The sequence below is a fragment of the Myxococcales bacterium genome (genome assembly GCA_012517325.1).
Classification (GTDB): Bacteria; Lernaellota; Lernaellaia; order Lernaellales; family Lernaellaceae; genus JAAYVF01.
In genome coordinates this window covers 16,827-40,921 of record JAAYVF010000073.1, presented here as the reverse complement: position 1 = coordinate 40,921, position 24,095 = coordinate 16,827, and the positions used below count along the sequence as shown (strand labels likewise).

Here is a 24,095-nt window from a genome sequence, read left to right as displayed (position 1 = left end):
GTCCGCCGTCCGCCGACCGCGCCGTTTGCCGTACGTGCTGTTGCTGCTGGGTTTTGCGCTGTTGGCGTTGTTGATCGCGCGGATCGGCCCGGAGCGCCTGTGGCTTGCCTGGCGGCAGGCGGCCAAGCCGCCGATCGTGGCGGTGGCGCTGGTGTTCGCGGGCGGCATTTTCGTCCGCGCGCTCAAGTGGCGGATCTTTCTCCGCGCGACGGAGCACCGCGTGCCCTATTTCGCCTGCCTCCGCGCTTACGTCCTCAACGCGTTTCTCGGCAACCTGACGCCGGCCCGCGGCGGCGAAATGCTGGCGCCGATCTGGCTGGCCGAGTACCGCGTCCCGGCGGCGACGAGCCTGGCGATCGTGGTCGTCGATCGCTTGCTGGACGTGGTCGCGATCCTGAGCCTGTTCTGCCTGGCGGCCTGGAACCTGGGCCGCCTCGTGCCCGCCGCGTCGGCCGCCTACCGGCACGCGGGCTTCGCGGCCGCCGCGATCGTGACGGGGGCGCTACTCGCGCTGCTGATCGTTCTGGCGCGGTTGCCGTGGGCCGTCGCCCGGCTGGAAAAGCGGCCCGGCCGAATCAGCGCCCGGCTGACGGCGCTCTTGCGCTCGTTTCAACAAGCCCTGACGCCGCTGCGCCGCAGGGGCGTCTTGGCGCCGAACCTTTGTTTGACCTTCGCCTCCTGGATGTTCGACATCGCCACCGGCTACCTGGTCATCCGCGCCTTTCTACCGGAACTCGGCTATCTCGACAGCGCCACGGCGACCCTCTTCGCCTGCGTCGCGTCGATCGCCAGTTTCATTCCGGGCGGCATCGGCGTGGGCGCGATCGGCTATACGATGGTGATCACCCTGCTGGGTTACGACGAAAAGGCGGTGGCTTCGGGGGCGGTGGTGGTCACGCTGCTGACGCAATTGACGCGGGCGGCGCTGGCCGGCCTGCTCTATCGCCGGCGCGGCGCGGCGCGGCCGGATTAGTTGGCGCGGACGGCGCGGTTGTCGGCCCAGCGTTTCTGTTTGGTAATCTGTTCCTTCATCGTCACCGACAGCGGCACCATGTTGCCGAGCGCGCGGTAGATGTCGTTGATCTCCATTTCGCGACTCTGGCCGAACGCCTCGAACAGCGCGGTGATGATGGCCTGTTCGATTTCCGCGCCGGTGTACCCTTCGGTGCTCTTCACCAGGCCCTCGATGCTGACGTCGCTGGCCCGCTTACCCCGCTTTTCCAGGTGAATGCGCACGATCTCGGCGCGCTCCTCCGACTTGGGCAGATCGACGAAAAACACCTCGTCGAACCGCCCCTTACGGATGAATTCCGGCGGCAGACGGTCGATGTCGTTGGCCGTGGCGGCGATGAACACCGGCGCTTTCTTTTCCTGCATCCAGGTCAGGAACGAGGCGAAGATGCGGCTGGTCGAACCGGATTGGATCGAATCGGAAAACACGCTGACGCCCATTTCGATCTCGTCGATCCACAGCACCGCCGGCGCCACCGCTTCGACGGTCAGGATCGCCCGCCGCAGGCTTTCCTCCGGCGTCCCGGCGAACCCCGAAAACACGCGCCCCATGTCGAGCCGTAGGAGCGGCAGGTGCCACAGATCGGCCAGGGCCTGAATGACCAGGCTCTTGCCGCAGCCCGAGATGCCGGTGATCAGCACGCCCTTGGGCACCGGCAGCCCGAACTCGCGCGCTTCCTTGGTGAAGCCGTTGGCGCGCAGTTTCGCCCAACGCTTGAAGTTCTTCAGGCCGCCCACCTGGCGAATCCGCACCTTGTTGATGATGAATTCGAGGATCTCCGACTTGCGCAGGATGTTCCGCTTTTCCTCGATCACCTCCTCCATCGCATTGACGGAAAACGATTTGCGGCGCGAGATGACCTTGCGCGCGACCGCGGCGATTTCATCGGCGGTCAGCCCGAGAAAAACGCGGACCAGCGCCTCGCTCTGTCGGGCGTCGAGCTGGGTCAGCGCTCCGGGTTGTTCGGCCTCGACGACGTCGACGAGGATCTGGTTGGCCTCGAGGAAATCCGGCAGCGGGTAATCGAGGACGGTGATTTCTTTTTCCAGTTCGGTGGGAACGCTCAGGATCGGCCCGAGCAGGATGAGCGTCTTGCCCGTGCCCTGCAGCGCCTGGTAGGCGTCGCGCAAGCGCCGGATCACCCGGTGATCGTCGCGCAGGTAGGGGTGAAAATCCTTCAAAACGAACAGCGCGGATTCGGTCGTCTCGATGGCGTAGTCGATCGCCGCCAGCGGATCGTTCATCGCGACCGGCTGCCCTTCCGCCTGGCCCGAGTAACCCTCGGTCACCGACCAGAAATACATCAGGCGCGGCGGTTTGAGTTCCGTCGTGAGCAACATCAGATGGCCGCAGACCCGCGCCTCTTCCCACGTCAGCAAGTAAAGCAGCGGGTATTTGGCTTCGATATGCGATTTGACCGGTTCGAGCGCCGACGGTAGTTCCATTGCCTGCACCTATGTTTGGCGAAGGTTGATTGACACCCCTAAACCTAGGGTGTCGCGGGCCGCTCTGTCAACCAAAAGGTTGTGGCTATTTGGTTTCCGCGGCGCCGCCGGCGGCCAGTCGGTCGCGCAGGGCGTCGAAAATGACCCGCTGGCCCCGCGCGGTCAGGTGGGTGTCGTCGGGGAAATACAAATCCTCGTCCGGATGCGCGGCGCGATCGGCGGCGAACAACGGCAGCACCGGGAGGTTTTCGACCCCCGCCGCGTCGAGCGCGGCGTTGAACCGCGCGAGGAATTCGCCGACGTTTTTATCGCGCAGCGCCGGGATTTGATCGTGGTAAACGGTTTCCTTGTCGGGGGCGATCAGCACGATGAGCCGGGTGCCGCGCGCCGCCAGTTTTTCCTTCGCGTCCCGCAAAGCCGCGACGGTCGGCTCGATCTTGCCGAGCAGTTTCGACAAATCCAGATGGGCCCGGCCGCCCTTTTCCGAAAACAGGTACCCGGTCCGCGGCTGGTAATAGAAAATCTGCTCCGGCAGCGCGTAAAGGCCGAGCGACCAGAGGCCGCCCTTCAGCAACCGTTCGCCGACCCAACCGAAAAGATTGTCGCGCCGGATCGCCTTGACCAGCGCCCGCAGCCGCCGATCGGTGCCGCCGCCGGTCCGTTGCCGGTAGTCGTCGAACGAGGCGAAACGGACGGGATCGAACGGTTGCAGATCGTCGGGGATTTGAAACAGCGCCGGGTCGGTTTCGCGTTCGACGTGAAAAGCGAGCACCACGCGCGGCGGCCGCGCGATGAACCGCCGGTCGCCGAAGTACGAGGGGAGTTTGTTGTTGGCGTAGTTGTAGGCCGGAATGCCCAGTTCCTTTTCGATCAGGGCCGGCAGCACCTCGTCGTCCGACAACTGCGAACCGGCGGCGAACGAATCGCCGACGATCACCACTTGCGGCCCTTTGGCGTACTGGCCCGGCGGATTGCGGAAACCGTACTCGTCGGCGGTAAAGGACTCCGGGTGAAAATGCTTGAGCTGCGGCACGCCGGCGGTGTTGGCCAGGTCGCCGTAGGAAATGCCCTGCCACCGGACCCAGGGTTTGAATGGCCGGTCGTTGGCCACCACGCATTCCCACTCGCGGAAGCAGAAAAAGCGCTCGGAGAGGAAAAACGGCGACAACTGCTGGATCGCCAGCAAAAGCAGCCAGACGGCCAGGATGACCCCGCTGTGCCGCCGGAGCCGCCTGGTTTGCCGTAGGTTCAATTCGCCGTCCATCTCGTCGCGCCCTCGTTAAAACTGAAAATACAAAAACGGATGCGTCACCATGCCGAAGAGAAACACCAGGCACAGCAGGAAAAGCGCGATCAGCCCGAGGGTTCTCGGGACGCCGGCTTCCTGTTTCAGCTCCCAGGTATTGCGCAGTCCGAACACCAGCACCAGACCCAGCACGGACATGAGCAGCGGCAGACGATTTTCGGCCGCCGTCAGCAGGATGCCGCCGCCGCGCCAGTCGCCCAGCTTGCCGAAGACCGCCAGCGCCGTGCTCAAATCCTTGGCGCGGAAGAAAATCCAGCCCAGACAGGCCAATCCGTAAGTGACGCCGATCCGGACGACGCGCGGCGCGTGACGCAACGGATAGCGTTTACCTGCCAGGCGCTCGATCACCAGCCAGGCGCCGTGCCAGGCGCCCCAGACGACGAACGTCCAGTTGGCGCCGTGCCACAAGCCGCCCAGCAGCATGGTCAGCGCCAGGTTGCGGTAGGTACGCCAGCGGCCGCCGCGCGATCCGCCTAGTGCGATGTAGAGATAGTCGCGCAAAAAGTAAGAGAGGGTCATGTGCCAGCGGCGCCAGAATTCGCTGATATCGACCGATTTGTAGGGCGAATTGAAATTCTGCGGGAATTGGTAGCCCAGGAAATAGCCCAGGCCCACCGCCATGTCGGAATAGCCGGAAAAGTCGAAATAGATCTGCAGGCTGTAGGCGATCGTCGCGGTGATCGCGTCCACCGCGCCGAAGCCGGCCAGGTCCGTCGCGTCGAAAAAACGATTCACCAGCGGCGAGATGTTGTCGGCTAGCAAAACCTTTTTCGCCAGCCCGAGAATGAAAAACGTCAGGCCGGCGTAAGTGCGCCGCCACGAAAAACGGGGGTGTCGCAGTTGATCCGCCAGGTCGGTGTAGCGGACGATCGGCCCGGCGATCAGTTGCGGAAACAGCGATTTGAAACAGGCGAAATCGATCAACCCGGCTGCCGTTCCCACTTTGCCCCGGTACACGTCGATGGTGTAGGACATCGCTTGGAACGTGAAGAAGCTGATGCCGATCGGCAGCAGCACCTCGATCCGCAACAGCGACTCGGGATAGGTCGCGCCCACCAGCCCGAACAGTTCGGCCAGCGAGCGGTTGGCGAACATGAAGTACTTGAAAAAGCCCAGCAGCCCCAGGTTGGCGACGATCGCCGCCACGTAAATCGTCCGTCGCAACGGCCGATCGCCCAGGCGCGCGATGGCCATCGCCGCGTAATAATTGAGCAGCGTCGAAACCAGCAGCAACGGGATGTAACGCGGGTTCCACCAGCCGTAGAAAAAGTAACTGCCGACGGCCAGCCAAAGGCGCCGCGCGCGATTGGGAATCAGGTAATACACCGCGAGCAGAATCGGCAGGAAGTAAAACAGGAACTCACGGCTCGGGAAAAGCATGCGCTATCCTTCACCAACTCCACGCCGGAAACAAGACGGGCGGGATCGCTCCCGCCCGCGCAAATTCGTTTGACTCAATCGCGAAAACGGCCGGCGATCAGTTGCACCCGCCGGAACTGTCGTCGTCGTCATCGTCGTCGCCGCCGGCATCGTCATCGGCCGCGTCGTCATCGGCGGCGTCGTCGTCGGTCGCGTCGTCGTCGGCCGCGTCGTCATCGGCGGCGTCGTCGTCGGCAGCGTCGTCGTCGGCGCCGGCCGGCACGATCTCGATTTCGTCCTCATAGGGCAAAGCGTTCGGGCCGGTGATCAGCACCTGCAGCGCGCCCAGGTCGAGCGACGGATCGAGCACGAGATTCACCTGGCCGGTCGCGTCGGTGCGCTTGGCGAAGCTCCATTCCTCGTCGCGCCAGACGTGCACCAGCGCGTTCGCCAGCGGCGCGCCATTGATGGTGACGCGAATTGTTAAGGGACCGGTCGCGCCCAATTCGATTTCCGCCGGCCGTTCGACGTCGGGCAGCACCGGCACGTCGGACCAGATATTGAGTTCGGGGTCGCCGAACACGAGGTAGTGCTGCATCACTTCCTCGGTCGTGCCGCCCGCGCTCTCGGGATAGAAGTGATACATGTAAATCTTACCGAAGTAGCTGGCGGCGCCGAAGGTCAGGTAGCCCTGGCGGAAGTGACCGACCGCCACGCCGCGGCCGAGCTGGTCGGTCCAGCCGAAGGGCGTGTTGCGGCTGGCGGCGAAGATGCCCGCCGCGCCGGTATGCTCGTCGTTCTTGATCCAGACCTCGGCGAAACAGTCGGCCGTCATGTCGAAATGGGCGTTGTCGCAGGCGATGTCGGTGATGACCGGCAACTTATCGGTGTTGGCCAGCCCGATCACGTCCTGGTTGGTGTAATTCGGGACGATGCTCGCCCAACTCGTGGCGGCGCCGTGGCCGAAGTACGCCAGCCAGCTCCGGCCGTCGTTCAGCGCGGCGTTGACGTTGGCCCGCGTGCTGTTGCCGTTCGAAATGAAGAAATAGTCGACTTTGTTGAAGCCGGCTTCGTTTTCCAGGATGTCGCCGACGAACGAGGCGTTCTGGTTGTCCTGCGATTCGGAACTCGAGACGGTCAGGCCCTTCAGGTACCAACTCGTGTCGGTCAGGTTCGGGGCGCTTTCGTAATTGACCATTTTGTTGACGGCGTTGGCGAGTTGCTGGATGTTCTTGACCGACAGGCGGCCGATGATCGTGTCGGGGAAGTAATCGTCGCCGTCGAGCGTCACGTATTTGGAATCGGAACTGCAACCGTAAAGGCCGAACAGCGTCGTCACCTGTTCGTAGTCGCCGACGATCAGCACGTAATCGAGCGGCGGTAGGTCGGCGTTGTGATAACGCTGATAGAGCATTTGCTTGATCGCCATCGCGTCCTGCCCGGCGCCGGTCAGTTCGCTGGTCTTCACCACCTCGACCGGCAGGCCCTTGCGGGTTTTCCAGTCGATGTACGGCTGCGTCCCGGCGAGGAAATTGTCGTAAACGATGACCAGGATCGCGCCGTCTTGCGGTATCCAGTTCCCCTGCGGATCGCCCTTGCGGTCGAAGCTCCACGTCCAATCGGCGGTCAGCGGCGCGAACGCGGTGCTCGGCGGCAAGGCGCGCGTCAGGCGGTTTTCCGCGTTACGGAGCCCGCCGGTGATTTCCAGCGCGGCCGTCCGGCTGACCCGGATGGATTCGCGCACCGGGTTGTACTGCACCGGATAGTAGTGAACCGGAACGTACCGGCGGCCGTGAATGATGATCGGTTTATCGGTCGTCAGGGTTTGGCTCGGCCACCATTCGTCATAGGCGTAAATGTCTTCGTCGATGGCGAACGGCGGCAGGGTGACGGCGTTGCGGTCCACCTTGGGCTGGAACGGCAGCACGCGCACGCCGGCGACGGTTTCGGTTTCCGTCGCGGCCAGGCGGACCGCGATCCCCTCGGCGGCGTCCACGGCCACCAGGCGCGTCAGCACCGGCAGCATCGGCGCGCCGACCCGGCTGGTCGTGCCGAGGTTATCGACCGCGACGACATCCCAGGTCTCGCCGCCGGCCTCCGCCTCGCCCCATTGCAATTCCGGCAGGGCGACGCGCGCCACGAGGCGTTCGGCGCCGCGCTCGACGAGATCGACCCGCGCGGGTTGGCCCGGCGATACGGCATACATGTGTTCGGCGGCGACCGCCGGCATTGCCAGGGCGAGCAGCGCCAGAAGCAGCATGGGGAAAGACGAACGGCGAGACGACATGACGGTCCTCCTGGAAAAATGACGCGGCATTGTAACAACAAAAAAAATCCGCCGATAGAGCGCAAATCCATCCATTTCCCGCGCTTTTGGAATTTCATCGCAGTACCCCGTTTGCTTCCCCGCGGGTTTGACAAACGGACAAAAATGGTCTAACTTTTGGAATGTCTAAAGGTTGGATGTTTTTGGGGCGGACCGGAACATTTTCGTCGGGCGACGACAACAAGAAAGGCGACAGCACCATGCGGATGATCGATCTCCACGCCCACCCCTATTTAAAAATCGCGAACCTCCCGTTTCTGCCCAACAGCTTCCACGCCTACACTTACACCAACGGCGTCTGGAACCCGCTATCGCTCGAATATCAGTACATTAATTTGAAACGCAGCCCGGTGAAGATCCTGTTCAATACGCATTACATCGTCGAGCAAGGGTTCTTGAAACAGGGGATTCGCTGGTTCTCGCGCGCCCTGCTCTGGTCGGTCGCACCCTATCACTACCACAAGATGCGCGCCGCCGAGCCCTGGAACACGCTCATCGCCCAGATGAACGGCCTGGAAAAGGCGATTCGCAACACCAATTACCTCGTGTTCGGCGACGATCCCAAACTGCGCCTGGCGCGTTCGCCGCAGGACATCTCCCTGCTCGGCGAAAAGGAAATCGCGGTCATCCACGCCGTCGAGGGGGCGCACGTCTTCGGCGATCCCGAAGCCGAGGGGCTCTCGCCGGACGCTTTCTGGGAGCGCACCCGCTCGCGCCTGCACTACCTGAAGGAGCGCGGCGTGGTCATGCTGACCCTCGCCCACTTCTGGGACAATCCGTTCGTGCCGCAGACCGACGCCGTGGAAATGATCCCGAAAAAGAAAAACGGCAAGGTGGTCGCGGGACGCGACGACCTGCTGTTCGAAATGAAACGGGCCGACTGGAAATTCGGCGAGAAGAACGACCTGGGCGAAAAACTCGTCCGCGAGATGCTGTCGATCGGCATGTTGTGCGACCTCTCGCACGTCCAGGAAGAAGCGCGGCACCGGGTTTACGATTTGTGCGAGGAATACCACCGGCCGGTGATCGTTTCGCACGTCGGCCTGAAAAAGTGGCACGACCACGAATACAACCTCGCCGACGAAGAGATCAAACGCGTCCACCGCCTGGGCGGCGTCATCGGCCTGATCATTTCCAAGCGCTTGCTGGTCGACGCCGTGGCCCGCTACAAGGACGACAACATCGGCATCCCCCTGTTGATCGACATCATGCGCTACGTCAAAGACCTCGTGGGCGACGTTTCCTGCCTGGGCATCGGCACCGACTTCGACGGTTTGACGCATCCCTTCAAAGACTGTTACAACCCGTCGCACCTGCCGCGCCTCGCGGACGCCATGAGCCGCGAATTCTCCCGGGAAGAAGTCGACGCCATCCTGTACGGCAACTCCTGGCGGGCGATCTCGCGCGGCTGGGGCGAGATGGCGAAACCGGAAAGGACGACCCGAACCAAACGCCGCTAGACCGGACGCCGCCAGGGAGGGCGCTTTCGTTCGGACCCCGGCGGCGACGAAACGATGGAGGTCTGTTTTGGAAACTCCCTTGGCCGAGCAATTGGCGCGGGCCTTGCGCGAAATCTACCGCCACGTCGACGTCTTTCACGACGAAATGCTGCAGGTGACGCCGAAGGAACTGGGCTTGCTGCTCGTGGTGGAGGAACACGGTCCCACGCGCGTCAAGGAACTGGCGCAACAAGTGAACCTGCCGCTTTCGACGGTCAGTTGGACCGCGGACAAGATGGTCGGCCGCAAGCTCCTGGCGCGGAAAACCGATCCGCACGACCGGCGGGCGATTCTGCTCACCCTGACCCGCACCGGCCGGGCGGCGATCAAAGCCCATTATTCGATCTTCGACCTGGTCGCCAAGACGGCGCTGGGCGTGCTGACGCCGGAAGACGGGCAAATCGTGATGCATGCCATTCAGAAGGTCGTCAACCAACTTTCCTAGCCTTTAAGGAACCACCATGGAATTCGACATCCTGTTCCAGCGCGCCACCGTTGTCGACGGCAGCGGCCACCTGCCCTACGTCGCCGACGTCGCCGTCCAAAAAGACCGGATCGCCGCGATCGGCAAGCTGACCGGCGCCACGGCCGCGCGGGTCGTCGACGCCGACGGTCTCGTGCTGTGCCCCGGTTTCATCGACATCCATTCCCACGGCGATCTCGTGCTGTTCCGCGACGCCGCGCCCGACCTGTTCGAGCCGCTGATCCGCCAGGGCATCACGACGTTCGTCGGCGGCAACTGCGGCCTGGGCATGGCGCCGTTGCCGGATACGGAAAACAACGACTTCATCGACGCCTTCATGTACGCCTTCACGGCCGACCGACTGCGTCCCTACATCAAATGGTCGTCCATGGCCGAATTCATGAACTTCCTGGACCGGAAGGGCGTCCCGATCAACGCCGGCTTGCTGGCGCCCCACGGCATTCTGCGCCTGTCGGCCGTCGGCCCGGCCACCCGCCACGCGACGCGCGACGAGATCGGCCGCATGTGCCGCTGGCTCGACCAGGCCCTGGGCGAAGGCGCGCTCGGCCTGTCCACCGGCTTGCAATATTTCCCCGGCAGCCAATCCGACACCGGCGAACTGGTCGATCTGGCGCGCGTGGTGTCGCGTCACGGCGCCTGCTTCACCAGCCACCTGCGTTCGTACTCCGCGACGCTGGACCAGGCCGTGCAGGAAGCGGTGACCGTTTCCCAGGAAGCCGAGGTGCCGGTGCAGATCAGCCACCTGTTCTGGCTGCCCGATTTCGGCCCGGCGCTCAACGCCGCGTTCCGGGCGCTGATCCAGGTGACCAGCAAGGTCTACGAGCGGGTCAAGTTCCCGGTGCCGTCCGATTCGGCCGCCTCGCGGGTGTTGCACAACATCGATCGGCTGCGCCGCGCCGGAAAAGCCCGCGTTCACGTGGACGCCATGCCGACCAGCGCCGGGTTCACGCACCTGATCGCCTTCTTCCCGCCGTGGGCCTTGGAAGGCAAGAACATCGACGAGATTCTCGGCCGGTTGCGCGACAAAAAAGCGCGCCGCCGGATGCTGCGCGACATCGAAAAGGGCGACACCTTCGCCTGGCCGCACGATCGCAACGACACCTGGTCGATGAATTTCTTCAAAATCATGGGCTGGGGCAGCGTTTCGGTGATGAGCGTGCCCAGCGAAAAAAATCGCCACCTGGAAGGCAAGAACCTGATCGAAATCGGCAAAATGTGGAAAATGCACCCCTTCGACGCCGCCTGCGAATTGTTGTTGCAGGAAAACGGCCGGGTGTTGGTCTTCGAAACGCTGACCTATCCGGGCGACGACCTGATGGAAACCAGCGTCGTCACCTCGATGAAAGACCCGAACGTCTCCATCGTCACCGATTCGATCCTGATGGGTTTCGGCCGGCCCAGCCACTTGTTCTACGACTGCTACCCGAAGTTTTTCCAGCGCTATGTGCGCGAAACAAAAGTGATTTCTCTCGAAGCCGGCGTCCGCAAATGCACCGGCTTGTCGGCGGATTCCCTCGGCATCGAACGCCGTGGCTACCTGAAGCCCGGCTATTTCGCCGACCTGGTGCTCTTCGACCTGAAGACGATCCGCACCCACTCGACTTTCCAGGAGCCGCGTCGCAACCCGGACGGCATCCACCTGGTGGCCATCAATGGAAAGATCGTGGTGGACGGTGATCGGTACGACAGAAACGCTTTGGCCGGCTCGGTTTTGCGCCACTGATGTAACCAAATGGGCGTTCTTGTTGTCTGATAGCCAGGTGGGTTAGACTATGAACATGAATCGACTAAAAAAATTGCAGGCGTTGTTGACCGGCCGGTGGCGGAATGCCTTCCTGGCCGGCGGGTTGGCGATCTTCTTGTTCGCCTCCTGGTCCTATTTTCAAATGCCCGGTCCGCGAATGGCCAACCTGACGCGCCCGAAACTGACCCTGACCGCCTCTGAGGAAAAAACCGCGACGCCCGCCCAACAGCGGCGCGCCGTGAAGCCCGGCCAACCAAATCCGACGGAAGAGAAGGGGGCGGCCGGCGCCTCCACCCGCCAGATCCGCAAGACGCCCGAGGAACGCCGCGAAGCCGCGAAGAAGCGCCGCGAGGAGCGGTTGGCCCGCCGCCGCCAGGCGTTGCAACAACGCGGCGGCCAGGAACAACAAGGCGGCGAGGAAGGCGAACTGACCCGGCCCACCCGCCCCGGGCGCAAAAGCCCGATCGGCCGGCCGTTGGGTCCCAACCGCAATCTGCACGGCAGGCAGAACCCCGGCGAAGAGAACGTCCAGCAGAATGAAGAAATCGAGCCCCTGGAGGAACTGGGCAACGAGGGAGAAGCCTACCCCTCCGAGGAAGAACCGGCTCAGGAAGAGGATCCCGGGGCGATGATCGAATAACGCGATCGGATGTCTCGGCAAATCGACATGAGGGTTATTTATCAGGCAATCCATCGTGAGGCCGCTCCAGGGCGGCCTCGTCGAATTTTCGCCCACTTACACCCTTAAGGACCACCCATGAAGCGCATCTTCCCCTGGCTCCTGATTCTGTGCCTCGCCCTGGCCGCCTGCGGCGGCAATTCCGGCGATGACGACGATGACGACAACGATCATTCCGCGGACGACGACAGCAACGGCGACGATGACGACGACGCGGCCGGCGACGACGACAGCGGCGACGACGACAACGACGATTCCACTCCCGGCGCGGGCTGGTCGGGCGTGACGATTGCCAGCGTCAATGCGCCGAACGAATACAGCATCCTCGTGACGCTCAGCGCCGATCCGGGCGCCGAGGCGGGCGAGGCCGCGCTCTACGCCGTGACCTCGGACAACGGCGACCTGGAAATCACCCAGGCGCAGTACGACGCGCCAACCAAGCTCGTCACCCTGCAAACCCGCAAACAAAAACTGGGCGTCGAGTACACGCTGACCGTCACCCCGCCTACCGCTAAAAAAGCGCCTCTGACGGCGCAATTCACGGCGGCCGACACCGCCGCTTTCTGGGCCTGGGATTTCGCCGAAGAGGACGAATACCAACTGACCGCCAACCGCGCCGGCGTGGGAGAGCATTGCGTGATCTACGTCGAGCAGGGCAGCAACGTCGCCGACGTCGCTGAAACCATCGCGGCGTTCGACGAGCAGATCTATCCCATCGAGACCGAACTGTTCATCGCCGCCCCGGACTTCGACGGCAACGATCGCATCACCCTGCTGAGCCTGAGCGGCGGGATCTACTACGGCGGGTATTTCTTCGGCGTCAACGCCGAATCGAACGCGGACGCCCTGAGCATGTGGGGCCTGCATTCGAACGAAATGGAAATCATCTACATCAACGCCGACGGTGGTTCGCTGGAGCCGGTGCACGTCATCCCGCACGAGTTCCAGCACCTGCTGTATCACGAAAAACACGGCTGGCAGAACGTCTATTGGGATTACCACGACGAGGGACTGGCCGAAACCGCGGTGCACGCCGTTTACGGCATCAACCAGTATTCGCTCGATTATTACCTGTCCGATCCGTCGGGCTCGATCGGTCGGGGCCGGTCGCTGGTTCACTGGACCTACGCCGATTACGACAGCTACGTGCAAGCCTATCTGTGGTGGATCTACCTGGCCGGCCGGCTCGGCGGGCTGGATCACCTGGCCGACATTTTCAACCTGGAAAACGGCGACCCGGAAGAGGTGACCGCCTTGATCGACGACGCCTGGGGTTCCGACATGCCCACGACGGTCCTGCAGAACGAGCTGGCCATCTGGGTGCAGGACGATTCCGGCCCCTACAGCTTCAACGGCCTGTTGTCCTTCCCCGCGGGCACGGCTCCGACGGTGCCGGCCGGTTACGATTCGGTCGACCTGGAGCCGTACGCGGGCGCGATCTTCCTGCTGGACGACGATCTGGTCAATTATCCGGGCACGCAGGGCGCACACATCCTCTATGCGGGCATCGATCCGGACGGCAACGTCGACCTGGCCGCCCCGTTCCAGGTCTCCGGCGGCGCGCTGCTGGCTTACAATTCCGGCACGAACACCGTCAGCTGGCCGGCCGAGCATTCGGGACCGGATTTGTCGGCGGTCAGCCGGTTGAAAACCGCCCGATTCGCCCCGGCCAGCCCGGCCTGGCGCGATCCGCCGCCGTTCAATCCCGAGCACCCCGAAGTCTGGCGGTCTTGGGGGACGATCGCGCGGGAGCGCGAGCGGTAAAAACGCCGCCGGTAAAAAATACTAAAGAAATCGCCGGATTCTTCCGACCGATTCGATATCGGTTCGGTGCGAGCGGAAAAGTCGAGCGGGAATAATTGCTTGACTTGGATACCCTAAAGACAATAATAGAGCGAAATCAACCGAAAGGGCGTAACCCTCTTTGCAGATCGTTTTTGGTCTCGTTTTCGTCGTCATCTGCGTCATCGGCGGCTATCTATTCGCCCATGGCAACCTCGCTGTTTTGTACCAGCCCGCCGAGTTGATCATCATCGGCGGCGCGGCCCTCGGCTCCTTGTTCATCAGCACGCCCCGCTCGACCATCAAACAGATGGGCAAGGCCATCGCCGGCGGCATCAAACGCAAATCCAGCGCGCCGCAATACCTCAATTTGCTGAAAGTGCTCTTCGACCTGGCCACCCTGGTCCGGAAAGAGGGCATTCTCGCGCTGGAAAATCACGTCGAAAACACCGATTCCAGCCCGATCCTCTCGAACCTGTCGAAGCACAAGGATCTGCTCGACTACATGTGCGATTCGCTCCGCCTGGTGCTGATCGGCATCGAATTCGAGGAATTGTCGGGCATGCTCGAAGTCGACCTGGAAACGCGCGAAGAGGAAGCCGAGGAACCGGGCACCGCCCTGTCGACGGTCGCCGACGCGCTTCCCGGCCTGGGCATCGTGGCCGCGGTGCTCGGCATCATCATCACCATGGGTTCGATCGGCGGCGACACCGCGGAGGTCGGCAAGCACGTGGCCGCGGCGCTGGTCGGAACCTTTCTGGGCGTGCTTTTGTCCTATGGTTTTGTCGGGCCGTTGGCGCACGTGGTCAAATCCGAAATGATGCACGGCCTGGTGCTGATGCGCATCGCGAAAATCGGCATCATCGGCCTGTCGATGGGCGCCAACCCCCTGATGGTCTGCGAATCGGCGCGCCGCGCCATTCCGGAAACGGATCGGCCGACGTTCAAGCTGATGGAAGACACGGTGCGCGGCAAGTAGCCGCCCCCGCGGCCGCTGTAGCGAGGATCGCATGGCCGAGGAAAGCAAACGCCCCCGCCCCAAATTGATCAAAAAAATCAAGAAGGGCGGTCACCACGGCGGCGCCTGGAAGGTCGCCTACGCCGACTTCGTCACCGCGATGATGGCCCTCTTCATGGTCTTGTGGATCCTCGGCCAGAGCCCGGAAGTCAAGGAATCGATCTCCGCCTATTTCCTCGACCCGCAAGGCATCCCGATGACCCAGCAGAAGAATTCGCTGCTCGACAACAAGGGCGCCGGGGTGCTCGACAAGCTTCCCACCGTCAGCCCGTCCGGCGGCGAAGGTTCCGGCCCGTCCTACGTCGAGCCGATTCAAAACGCCCAACAAGAAAAGCAGGCCATGCAAAAGGCCGTGCAGCGCATCACCCAGAAATTCATGGAAAGCCAGGAACTGAAAGACCTGGCCGACTCGATCAAGGTCGAAATGACCGACCAGGGCATGCGCATCGAACTGATGGAAAAAAGCGAGGGCACCTTCTTTGAAATCGGCAGCGCCCAACCGAAAGAAAACCTGAAAAAAGCGATCGGCGCCATCATTTCCTCGCTGCCGCCGCTCGACAACGCCATCACCGTCGAAGGCCATACCGACGCGCGGCCTTTCCTCAGCGGCGACAAGGGCTATTCCAACTGGGAACTTTCCGCCGACCGCGCCAACGCCGCCCGGCGCGTTCTGCTCCAGGACGGCGTTTCCGCCGGCCGCATCACCGAAGTGCGCGCCCTGGCCGACCGCATGCCGCTCGCCGGGGTCGACCCGCTCGACGGCCGTAACCGCCGCGTGTCATTGTTCCTCCAATCGAAATTCACCGGCGAGAACGCCGGTCAGGCGGCCAATCAAGACGCCGCCGATTCCGGCAACGCCGTTCCCAGCCCCGATAAATTGCTGGCGCCGGCCGCGGCGAAACCCGAATAAAAACCCGCCCCCCAAAACCGCCGGCCCGCGTTCAACGGTCGCGAGAGCCCTTCCTTCCCGAATTATTGCGGACAATCTGAATCTTTTATGCTATAATCCTCGATTGCTTTTACGCGGTGCGTCAAAGCGGAAAGGTTCGTGAATGAAACCGCTCCTCGTCACGATCGGCGACCCGGCCGGCATCGGCGCCGAAGTCGCGCTGAAAGCCCTACAAGACGGCGCCGCGGCGGATCGACCGGTGGTGCTGGTGGGCAGCCCCGTCGTTTGGCGGCGAGCCGCCGCGTTGGTCGGCGTCGATGTCTTCGTCGTGCCGGAAATCGAGGGCCCGATGGAGGGTTCGGGGTGGCCGGTCTGGCCGGCCGCGGACGGAGAGACGGCGGCTTGCCTGGCCGACCCGGCGACTTTGAACGACAGCCACCTGCGCGAGCGGGGCGAGGTTCAAGTCCGGGCGATCGAAGCCGCGGTTGCCGTCTGCCGAAACGGCCGGGCGGCGGCGATGGTGACCATGCCGATCGACAAGCGGGCCAATCAGGCCTGCGGCGTCACGTTTCCCGGGCATACCGAACTGATCGCCGATCTCTGCGGCTGCGTCCGGCCGGTAATGCTGTTGTTCGGCCCCGATTTGCGCGTCGTGCCGATCACCGTTCACGTGCCTTTTCGGGCGGTGCCCGACCTGTTGCGCGCCGACCTGGTGCTGGAAACGCTTCGGGTGGTGCGGCGCGACGTCAGCCGGTATTTCGGCATCCCCAAACCGCGACTCGGGGTTTGCGGCCTCAATCCGCACGCCGGCGAAGGCGGCTTGTTCGGCACCGAGGAAATCCACGTCCTGGCGCCGGCCGTCGCCCAGGCCCGCCGGGAGGGCATCGACGCCGAGGGTCCGGTGCCCGCCGACAGCGCGTTCGCCTTCCCCGACCGCTGGGACGTCATCCTGTGCCCGACCCACGACCAGGCCCTGATTCCGCTCAAGCAGCGGCACTTCGCCTGCGGGGTCAACACCACGCTCGGCCTGCCGATCATCCGGACCTCGCCCGATCACGGGACGGCCCGGGACATCGCCTGGCAAGGCCGGGCCGATTCGTGCAGCGCGTTTCACGCCATTCGCGCCGCGGTCGAATTCGCCGCGCGCGCCGGGAGCGTTTCGACATCATGAGCAGCGACCAGTTGATCATCAAAGGCGCCCGGGTGCACAACCTGGCCAACCTCAACGTCACCCTGCCCCGCAACAAGCTGGTGGTCATCACCGGCGTGTCGGGCTCGGGAAAAAGTTCGCTCGCCTTCGACACGATCTACGCCGAGGGCCAGCGCCGCTACGTCGAGAGCCTGTCCGCCTACGCGCGCCAGTTCCTCGAACAGCTCGGCAAGCCGGACGTGGACAGCATCGAGGGCCTTTCGCCCGCCATCAGCATCGAGCAGAAGACCACCTCGCGGAACCCGCGTTCGACCGTCGGCACCATCACCGAAATCTACGATTACCTGCGCGTGCTGTACTCCCGCGTCGGCGAGGTCCATTGCCCGAATTGCGACCGGCCGATCGCGGCGCAGACCGTGCCGCAGATCGTCGATCAGATCATGGGCCTGGGCGACGAGAAAAAAATCCACGTGCTGGCCCCGGTGGCGCGCGGCCGCAAGGGCGAGTACCGCAAGGAACTCGAGCGGTTCCGCAAGGACGGCTTCGCCCGCGTCAAAATCGACGGCAAGGTCCATCTGCTGGAAGACGAGATCGCGCTGGACAAGAACAAGAAGCACGACATCGACCTGTTCGTCGACCGGCTGGCCATCAAGGACGGCATCCAGCGGCGCCTCACCGATTCGGTCGAACAGGCGCTCAAGCTCGGCGACGGCCTGGTGAAAATCGAGACGCTGGCCGACGCGGTCGTCCACGTCTATTCCGAGCGGTTCGCCTGCACCGAGTGCGGCTTCAGCCTGCCCGAATTGGAGCCGCGCCTGTTCAGCTTCAACAATCCTTACGGCGCCTGCCCGGCATGCGACGGCCTGGGCTACAAGATGGAATTCGACCCGGAGATGGTGGTGCCCAATCCGAACCTGTCGATCCGCGAGGGCGCCCTGCTGCCGTGGGAAAACCGGCATTCGGTCTTTTTTTCGCAAATGCTGGAGAGCCTCGCCAAGCACTACGATTTTTCGATCTACACGCCATGGCGCGAGTTGCCGGCCAAGGTCCGCGATGCGCTGCTGTGGGGCAGCGGCGACGACGAAATCCGATTTTACTACGACCAGGGAGACCGGCGGTACGAATACACCAAGGGCTTCGAGGGCGTCATCGGCAACCTGCGCCGGCGCTTCCAGGAAACGCAAAGCGAAATGATCCGCGACGAACTGCAGCGCTTCATGAGCGTCCGCCCCTGCCCGGAATGCAAGGGCGCCCGCTTGCGGCGGGAAACGCTCGCAGTGCGCGTCGGCGGCAAGAACATCGCCGAGGTATCCGACCTGAGCATCCGCGAAGCCGTGCGCTTTTTCGGCGGGTTGACGCTCGATCCGCGGCGCGCCGAAATCGCCCGCCGGCTGCTCAAGGAAATCAACGACCGCCTCGGTTTTCTGGAGGCGGTGGGCCTCGATTACCTGGCGCTCAGCCGCGGCGGCGTCAGCCTCTCGGGCGGCGAAAGCCAGCGCATCCGGCTGGCGACGCAGGTCGGTTCGAGCCTGGTGGGCGTTTTGTACATTCTGGACGAGCCGTCGATCGGCCTGCACCAGCGCGACAACGACCGGTTGCTGAAGATGCTCCGCCGCCTGCGCGACCTGGACAACACGGTGATCGTCGTCGAGCACGACCGCGAAACGATCCTCGCCGCCGATCACGTCATCGACCTGGGGCCGGGCGCCGGCATCCACGGCGGGCGCATCGTGTCGCAGGGCACCCCGGCCGAAATCATGGCCGACCCACACAGCCTCACCGGCCAGTACCTGACGGGCAAGCGCGAGATTCCGACGCCGGCGAAGCGGCGCGCGCCCAACGACAAGTGGATCGAAATCCGCGGCGCCAGTGAAAACAACCTGAAGGGAATTGACGTGCGGTTCCCGCTCGGCCTGTTCATCGGCGTGACCGGCGTTTCCGGCTCGGGCAAGAGCTCGCTGATCCTCGATACCCTATACAAGGCCCTGATGCAACGGCTTCATCACAGCAAGGAGCGCGCCGGGGCGCACCGCGAAATCCGTGGGCTGCACTTCATCGACAAGGTCATCGACATCGACCAGAGCCCGATCGGCCGCACGCCGCGCAGCAACCCGGCCACCTACACCGGCCTGTTCACGCCGATCCGCGAACTCTTCGCCGAGCTGCCCGAATCGCGGGTCCGCGGCTACAAGGCCGGCCGTTTCTCGTTCAACGTCAAGGGCGGCCGCTGCGAATCCTGCCAGGGCGACGGCCTGATCAAGGTGGAAATGCACTTCCTGCCCGACGTGTACGTGGTCTGCGACCAGTGCCACGGCCGGCGCTACAACCGCGACACGCTCGAGGTCAAGTACAAGCAGAAATCGATTGCCGACATGCTGGACATGACGGTGGACCAGGCGGCCGAGTTTCTGGCCAGCTTCCCGCTGATCATGGACAAGTTGCGGACGCTCCAGGAAGTCGGGCTCGGCTATCTGCCGCTCGGCCTGCAGGCCACCAAGCTGTCGGGCGGCGAGGCGCAACGCATCAAGCTCGCCCGCGAACTATCCCGCCGCGCCACCGGCCGGACGTTGTATATTCTCGACGAACCGACCACCGGCCTGCACTTCGACGATATCGCCAAGTTGATCGTCGTCCTCAACCGGCTGGTCGAGACCGGCAATACCGTGATCGTCATCGAGCACAACCTGGACGTGATCAAAACGGCGGACTATCTCATCGACCTGGGGCCGGAAGGCGGCGACAACGGCGGGCGGGTGATCGCCGCCGGCACGCCGGAGGAAGTCGCGGCCGACGAACATAGTTTTACGGGGATGTTCTTGAGCAAGGTGCTGCCGCAAAACAACCACAAGCGTAAACGGCGCGCGGGGTGACGGCCTTGAGCGGGCCGAAATCGGCCACGACGCAGGCCGCGCGGTCCCTGGCCGCGGGCTTGTTCCTGGCGGTTTGCTGCCTGCCGGGAACGGCCGCCGCCGGCTTTCCCTGGCCGCCCCTGCCCACCGCCGGCGATCCGCTTCGTCGCTACGGACTATTCGCGGCCGGCCTTTGGGCCGCCGGCTGGCTGGTCGCCGCCGTTGATCCGCTTGTCCGTCCGTTTCGCCGGCCGGACCGCCGGGCGATCGTTGTATATTTCGGCCGTCTTGCCTGGGGAATTTTTCCCCTCCTCGCCGCCTGGCAAATCGTCGACCCGGACTTCCTGGCCAACAAGTGGCTTTCCCTGCGGATCGCCGTCGTTTGGACGATCCTCGCCGCGCTTGCTTCGCGGCTTGCGGGATCGACCCCGTATCGCCGGATCCTGAAATGGTCGCTCGTCGTCGCGGCCGATCTGGCGGCTCTGGCGCTGATCGCGTTCATTGTCCACCGGGGTAACACCACCGTCCGCCTCGAACCGTTGATCCTTTTCGTCCTGACGCTGCATCTGGGCGTGCTCCTGCCGGCGGCGCGCGAATCTCGCCTTTCCCGCGCCTACCGGCTGGGATGGCTGCTGGCGTTGTTTGTCTTCGCCGACTGGTTCCTGGCGCCGGCCGACTTCGCCGGGCGCGGCGATTTGCGCAGCGGGCCCGCCCAACTGATCCTGCGGATGGAAGAGCCTTTGCGGCAGGCGATGTTCGCCGCCGACGGCCGCTCCGCTTTCGTCCTGCCGGCGAAAGCACCGCGCGAATTCTGGCAAGTCCGGCTCGCCGACGGCGACAAAACCGTTCTTTATCGCTCGCCGGACGAGCCGATCGCCCTGGCGGCCCAAAACGCCGAACGTTCCACCCTGGCCCTGGCGCTGCAGCAAGAAAAACTCGATCGGGTGTTGGTGTTCGCCGCCGATGGTTTTGCGCCGCGCGGCTCGATCGCCGGCGACGGTGATTTCCGCGCGACCGCCATCGCCCTGACGGACCGGTATATGTTCCTGAGCGGCGCCGGCAAAATCGACAATTTCTACCAATGCCCGCCGAGCCAAAGCGCGGCGAATGACTTTCCGCCCAACCTCTCCCAATGCCAAAAGCACTTTCTACCCCTCGCGGATCCGTCGCGGATCGATTTCATCAAACCCTTCAGCCTGGCGCTGGTCGCCGAGGGAAACGGCCGGTGGCGCGCCGGCGGTCACCTGATCCTGGTCAACGTCGTGTCCGGCAACCCGCTACGCCTCGCCGACCTGGAAAGCGAATTGGGCGGCTGGGATTACGATCCGCTCAACGCCACGGTTTTCATCGCACTGCCCGCCACCGGCGGCCTGTTGGCGATCGACGGCCAGAATCTGGCGCGGATCAACCAGGTGCCGCTGTTGCCGGGAGTCGAATTCATCCGGATCGACTGGTCGCGTAAGCTGCTGGTTGCCGCCAGCCCGCGCGAGGGCGTCCTGGCCGTTCACCGGCTGAGAACCGGGGCGCACCTGGCGCGCGTCGAGATCGGTCCGGGAATTCGCTCGCTCGATTATCATCCGGAATCGGCCACGGTTTTGCTGGCGACGGCGCGCGGTCTGGTGCGGGTGCGGATCCTTGAATTGCCCGGCGTTCTGGTCAATGATTAGCGGCGATACGACCGCTTCCGACGCGGAGGGAATCATGCACGGCGGATCGGTTATTCGAATTTTCCTGCGGCTGGCCTTGGCCGGACTGTTATGCCTGCTCATCGCCTGCGAAGACGAAGAAGATCAGGACGATCACGACGCGGCGACGGCGGAGTTCGTCGCCCAGGTGACCGACGAGCCTTTCTACCAGGAAACGCGCGACGAATATCTCCGCAACGATATCGAAGGTTACTACAGCGATTCCAAGCAACCGCCCAACCCCGTCAACGGCATCGCTGTCGGGAACGATGCCGTGTATGCGGCCACCGACAGCGGCTTGTACGAATTTCGCGACGACTCCTGGACGGTGCTGGTGGCCGATCGCGCCATCCAACGGTTGCTGGCCGCCGGCGACGTTTTGTACGCCGCCGCCGCCGACGCCGTGCTGCTCGTCCGCGCCGGCGAGGTAACGGACGAATGGCCGCTGGCGATCGCCGGCAAGGTGCGGGCGCTGGCCTTGGCCGGCGACCGGCTTTACGCCGGCACCGAGGACGGCCTGTTCGTCCAACAGGATCAACGCCTGGAACTCGTCGCCGATTTCGCCGGCCGTTTCGTCTTCGATCTGCTGGCCGATCCCGCCGGCCGACTGTGGGTCGGCACCCATCAAGGTCTCTACGTACTGACCGACGGCGCGGTGACCGACCACTGGACCGAGGAACGCTTTCTGCTTTCCGATTCGGTGCGGGCGCTGGCGCTCGACCCGGCCGGCAACTTATGGATCGGCACCGATGCCGGCCTGAACGTCATGGATCCCGACGGTTTCCTGACCGGCTACACCGGCCGCCAGGGGCTGCCGATGCTCACCGTCAATCGGCTGACCTATGCCGAGACGGGCCCGGCGGCGGGCTTGTGGATCGGCACCTCGTGGGGCGCCGTGCGGACCGACGGGGTCGTCTGGAACTATTACGCCGGGCGGCGCTGGCTGCCGAACGACTACGTCAACGATCTGGTGTTCGACGGCGGCGCCGGCGTTTGGCTGGCGACGGGCAACGGCGTTTCGCACCTGACGTTCGCTTCCTACACCCTGGCCGACAAGGCCGCGCGGTATCAGGAAATCAACGAAAAGCGGCACGACCGCGACGGGTTGGTGTCGGCCTGCGACCTCGATCTGCCGGGCGACCTGAGCACTTACCGCACCAAGGAATCGGACAACGACGGCCTCTCGACCGGCCTGTACGTGGCCGCGCTCAGTTTCCAATACGCGGTGACCGGCGATCCGCAAATCAAGGAACTGGCCGATCGCCACTTCGCGGCGCTGGCTCTGCTTCAGGAAGTGACGGGCATTCCCGGCCTGGTGGCGCGTTCGGTCGCGCCGCTGTATTCCCAAAGCAACGATCCCGCTTGCACGCCCTTCTGCCAATGGCAGGCCAACCCCGAGTTGGGTTACGACTGGAAGAGCGACACCGGCTCAGACGAAATCACCGGCCACTTCTTCGCCTATGCCGTCTATTACGACCTCGCCGCCGACGAAACGCACCGCGCCCAGGTGCGCGAACTCGTTTCCAACCTGATGGGATACATCGTCGACAACAACTACTTTCTGATCGATTGGGACGGGCAATCGACGACCTGGGGCATCTGGAACCCCACCTTCCTGTGGGAATGGTACAAGCTGATCCAATACAATCCGGTCGCGGCGTTCCAGTACGCCGGGCCGATCCTGCCCAACAGCCTGGAAATCCTGTCGTACCTGCAGACGGCGATTCACATCACCGGCGAAGCGCGCTTCCAGCGGGCCTACGAAAGCCTGATTCGCGACCATTCGCTCGACGACCTGGCGGTCGAGGCCGCCGTCTACTTCCCGATGGTCACCAACCACGGAACGTTCGAGCTGCTCTATCTCTCTTATTACCCGCTGCTGCAATACGAAACGGACGAAGCCCGGCTGGCGAAATACGTTCGCAGCCTCGAACGCGCCTGGGAATACACCCGGATCGAAAACAACAGCCTGTTCAACACGATCTTCGGCGCCCTGACCGCGGCGAAGACGGATTTCGGCCTGCCGTCGGCGGTCGATTCCCTGCGCAACATCCCGCTGGATCTGCTGGATTGGCTGATGCAAAACAGCCAGCGCGCCGATGTGACGATCGACCCCTTCCCCAACCAATACGGCAAGAAAATCTCCGCCACCACGCTGCCGCCGCTGCCGCCGGACGAGCGCGTGATCATGGAATGGCATCGCGATCCGTTCGTCCTGGACGACGGCGGCTTCGGCATGAGCGAGGAAGCGGGAACCTACTGGCTATTGCCTTACTGGATGGCCCGTTACCACCAATTCATTCAATAGCTCCCGGCGCCGGGACACGGAGGCGACGATGGAATTCACCGTAACCGATACGATCCGCTACCCGCTGGAGAAGGTTTACGCCGCGATGCGCGACAACCTGCCCGAACTGGCCGCGTTCTACTCGAACATCGAACGCATCACGCTGGAATCGCGCGACGAAAAAGGCCCGATCGTCCATCAGGTCGCGCAGTGGGAAGCCAAGGCCAAGCTGCCCGGCCCGCTCGAAAAGCTCGTGCCGCTCAACGGCCGCCGCTGGAAGGACGTCGCCACCTGGGACGCCGGCGCCCACACGGTCGAATGGCGGATCACCGTGCCGGTGTTCACCGAGGCGGTTTCCGTCAGCGGACTGAACCGCTTCGCCACCGACGGGGCGAACACCCGGATGACGATCAACGGCCGGATCGTCATCGACCCGAAAAAGCTGACCGGCATCCCGACTATCCTGGCGAAACAGTTCGTGCCGACCATCGAAAAATTCGTGGTTTCGTCGGTGCAGAAAAACCTGGTGGAAGGCAATCGGGGGTTGGAACGCTTTCTGGCCGGCCGCGCCTGAACCGCCT

The 24,095-nt window shown here is 63.7% G+C and carries 17 protein-coding genes; 13 read left to right on the top strand and 4 right to left on the bottom strand.

The window, feature by feature from the left end; genetic code table 11:
• Window positions 1-25 precede the first annotated feature (25 nt).
• Window positions 26-973 (top strand): flippase-like domain-containing protein, encoded by a 948-nt coding sequence (locus GX444_12610; protein NLH49424.1) that lies wholly within the window; start codon window positions 26-28, stop codon window positions 971-973.
• Here the strand turns inward: GX444_12610 and GX444_12605 are convergent.
• The 4 genes from GX444_12605 to GX444_12590 form a co-directional block, all read right to left on the bottom strand.
• Window positions 970-2,457 (bottom strand): AAA family ATPase, encoded by a 1,488-nt coding sequence (locus tag GX444_12605; protein ID NLH49423.1) that lies wholly within the window; start codon window positions 2,455-2,457, stop codon window positions 970-972. The two genes, GX444_12610 and GX444_12605, sit on opposite strands and share 4 nt — an antisense overlap.
• An 85-nt stretch (window positions 2,458-2,542) precedes the next feature.
• On the bottom strand, window positions 2,543-3,721 hold the full coding sequence (locus GX444_12600) for a hypothetical protein (protein NLH49422.1): 1,179 nt from the start codon (window positions 3,719-3,721) through the stop codon (window positions 2,543-2,545).
• Between the two features lie 15 nt (window positions 3,722-3,736).
• Window positions 3,737-5,143, bottom strand: coding sequence for an MBOAT family protein (locus GX444_12595; GenBank protein NLH49421.1), 1,407 nt, complete (start codon window positions 5,141-5,143; stop codon window positions 3,737-3,739).
• 97 nt (window positions 5,144-5,240) lie between these two features.
• Window positions 5,241-7,409 carry a hypothetical protein gene (locus tag GX444_12590; protein ID NLH49420.1) on the bottom strand — a complete coding sequence of 723 codons (2,169 nt, stop codon included), beginning with the start codon at window positions 7,407-7,409 and terminating at the stop codon, window positions 5,241-5,243.
• Between the two features lie 176 nt (window positions 7,410-7,585).
• Here GX444_12590 and GX444_12585 point away from each other — a divergent pair, with 176 nt between their 5' ends.
• The 12 genes from GX444_12585 to GX444_12530 all read left to right on the top strand — a co-directional run bounded on the left by GX444_12585 (window position 7,586) and on the right by GX444_12530 (window position 24,088).
• Window positions 7,586-8,908, top strand: coding sequence for a hypothetical protein (locus GX444_12585; protein NLH49419.1), 1,323 nt, complete (start codon window positions 7,586-7,588; stop codon window positions 8,906-8,908).
• A gap of 67 nt (window positions 8,909-8,975) precedes the next feature.
• The gene (locus GX444_12580) at window positions 8,976-9,392 is read left to right on the top strand and encodes a winged helix-turn-helix transcriptional regulator (protein ID NLH49418.1); all 417 of its coding nucleotides are present in this window, start codon (window positions 8,976-8,978) and stop codon (window positions 9,390-9,392) included.
• A gap of 16 nt (window positions 9,393-9,408) precedes the next feature.
• Window positions 9,409-11,154 carry an amidohydrolase family protein gene (locus tag GX444_12575; protein NLH49417.1) on the top strand — a complete coding sequence of 582 codons (1,746 nt, stop codon included), beginning with the start codon at window positions 9,409-9,411 and terminating at the stop codon, window positions 11,152-11,154.
• A 55-nt stretch (window positions 11,155-11,209) separates the two neighbouring features.
• A complete protein-coding gene (locus GX444_12570) occupies window positions 11,210-11,815 on the top strand; it encodes a hypothetical protein (GenBank protein NLH49416.1) in 606 nt (201 codons plus the stop codon).
• Window positions 11,816-11,932: 117 nt separating this feature from the next.
• Window positions 11,933-13,618 carry a hypothetical protein gene (locus GX444_12565; GenBank protein NLH49415.1) on the top strand — a complete coding sequence of 562 codons (1,686 nt, stop codon included), beginning with the start codon at window positions 11,933-11,935 and terminating at the stop codon, window positions 13,616-13,618.
• A gap of 160 nt (window positions 13,619-13,778) precedes the next feature.
• The gene (gene motA / locus GX444_12560; protein NLH49414.1) at window positions 13,779-14,615 is read left to right on the top strand and encodes a flagellar motor stator protein MotA; all 837 of its coding nucleotides are present in this window, start codon (window positions 13,779-13,781) and stop codon (window positions 14,613-14,615) included.
• 31 nt (window positions 14,616-14,646) lie between these two features.
• A complete protein-coding gene (locus GX444_12555; protein NLH49413.1) occupies window positions 14,647-15,564 on the top strand; it encodes an OmpA family protein in 918 nt (305 codons plus the stop codon).
• A 142-nt stretch (window positions 15,565-15,706) separates the two neighbouring features.
• Complete coding sequence (gene pdxA / locus GX444_12550) at window positions 15,707-16,714, top strand: 4-hydroxythreonine-4-phosphate dehydrogenase PdxA (GenBank protein ID NLH49412.1); 1,008 nt, start codon at window positions 15,707-15,709, stop codon at window positions 16,712-16,714.
• Entirely contained in the window at window positions 16,711-19,563 is a 2,853-nt protein-coding gene (gene uvrA / locus GX444_12545) for an excinuclease ABC subunit UvrA (GenBank protein NLH49411.1), read from the top strand. The genes pdxA and uvrA overlap by 4 nt, the downstream gene beginning before the upstream one ends.
• A gap of 5 nt (window positions 19,564-19,568) precedes the next feature.
• Window positions 19,569-21,209 carry a hypothetical protein gene (locus GX444_12540; GenBank protein ID NLH49410.1) on the top strand — a complete coding sequence of 547 codons (1,641 nt, stop codon included), beginning with the start codon at window positions 19,569-19,571 and terminating at the stop codon, window positions 21,207-21,209.
• Window positions 21,210-21,243: 34 nt separating this feature from the next.
• Complete coding sequence (locus GX444_12535) at window positions 21,244-23,535, top strand: hypothetical protein (protein NLH49409.1); 2,292 nt, start codon at window positions 21,244-21,246, stop codon at window positions 23,533-23,535.
• A gap of 28 nt (window positions 23,536-23,563) precedes the next feature.
• Window positions 23,564-24,088 carry a hypothetical protein gene (locus GX444_12530; GenBank protein ID NLH49408.1) on the top strand — a complete coding sequence of 175 codons (525 nt, stop codon included), beginning with the start codon at window positions 23,564-23,566 and terminating at the stop codon, window positions 24,086-24,088.
• Window positions 24,089-24,095 lie beyond the last annotated feature (7 nt).

Coding starts and splice junctions, on each gene's coding strand:
- GX444_12605 (NLH49423.1), bottom strand. CDS start 2,457: ATGGAACTACCGTCGGCGCTCGAACCGGTCAAATCGCATATCGAAGCC.
- GX444_12600 (NLH49422.1), bottom strand. CDS start 3,721: ATGGACGGCGAATTGAACCTACGGCAAACCAGGCGGCTCCGGCGGCAC.
- GX444_12595 (NLH49421.1), bottom strand. CDS start 5,143: ATGCTTTTCCCGAGCCGTGAGTTCCTGTTTTACTTCCTGCCGATTCTG.
- GX444_12590 (NLH49420.1), bottom strand. CDS start 7,409: ATGTCGTCTCGCCGTTCGTCTTTCCCCATGCTGCTTCTGGCGCTGCTC.
- GX444_12585 (NLH49419.1), top strand. CDS start 7,586: ATGTTTTTGGGGCGGACCGGAACATTTTCGTCGGGCGACGACAACAAG.
- GX444_12575 (NLH49417.1), top strand. CDS start 9,409: ATGGAATTCGACATCCTGTTCCAGCGCGCCACCGTTGTCGACGGCAGC.
- GX444_12570 (NLH49416.1), top strand. CDS start 11,210: ATGAATCGACTAAAAAAATTGCAGGCGTTGTTGACCGGCCGGTGGCGG.
- GX444_12565 (NLH49415.1), top strand. CDS start 11,933: ATGAAGCGCATCTTCCCCTGGCTCCTGATTCTGTGCCTCGCCCTGGCC.
- GX444_12555 (NLH49413.1), top strand. CDS start 14,647: ATGGCCGAGGAAAGCAAACGCCCCCGCCCCAAATTGATCAAAAAAATC.
- pdxA (NLH49412.1), top strand. CDS start 15,707: ATGAAACCGCTCCTCGTCACGATCGGCGACCCGGCCGGCATCGGCGCC.
- uvrA (NLH49411.1), top strand. CDS start 16,711: ATGAGCAGCGACCAGTTGATCATCAAAGGCGCCCGGGTGCACAACCTG.
- GX444_12535 (NLH49409.1), top strand. CDS start 21,244: ATGCACGGCGGATCGGTTATTCGAATTTTCCTGCGGCTGGCCTTGGCC.
- GX444_12530 (NLH49408.1), top strand. CDS start 23,564: ATGGAATTCACCGTAACCGATACGATCCGCTACCCGCTGGAGAAGGTT.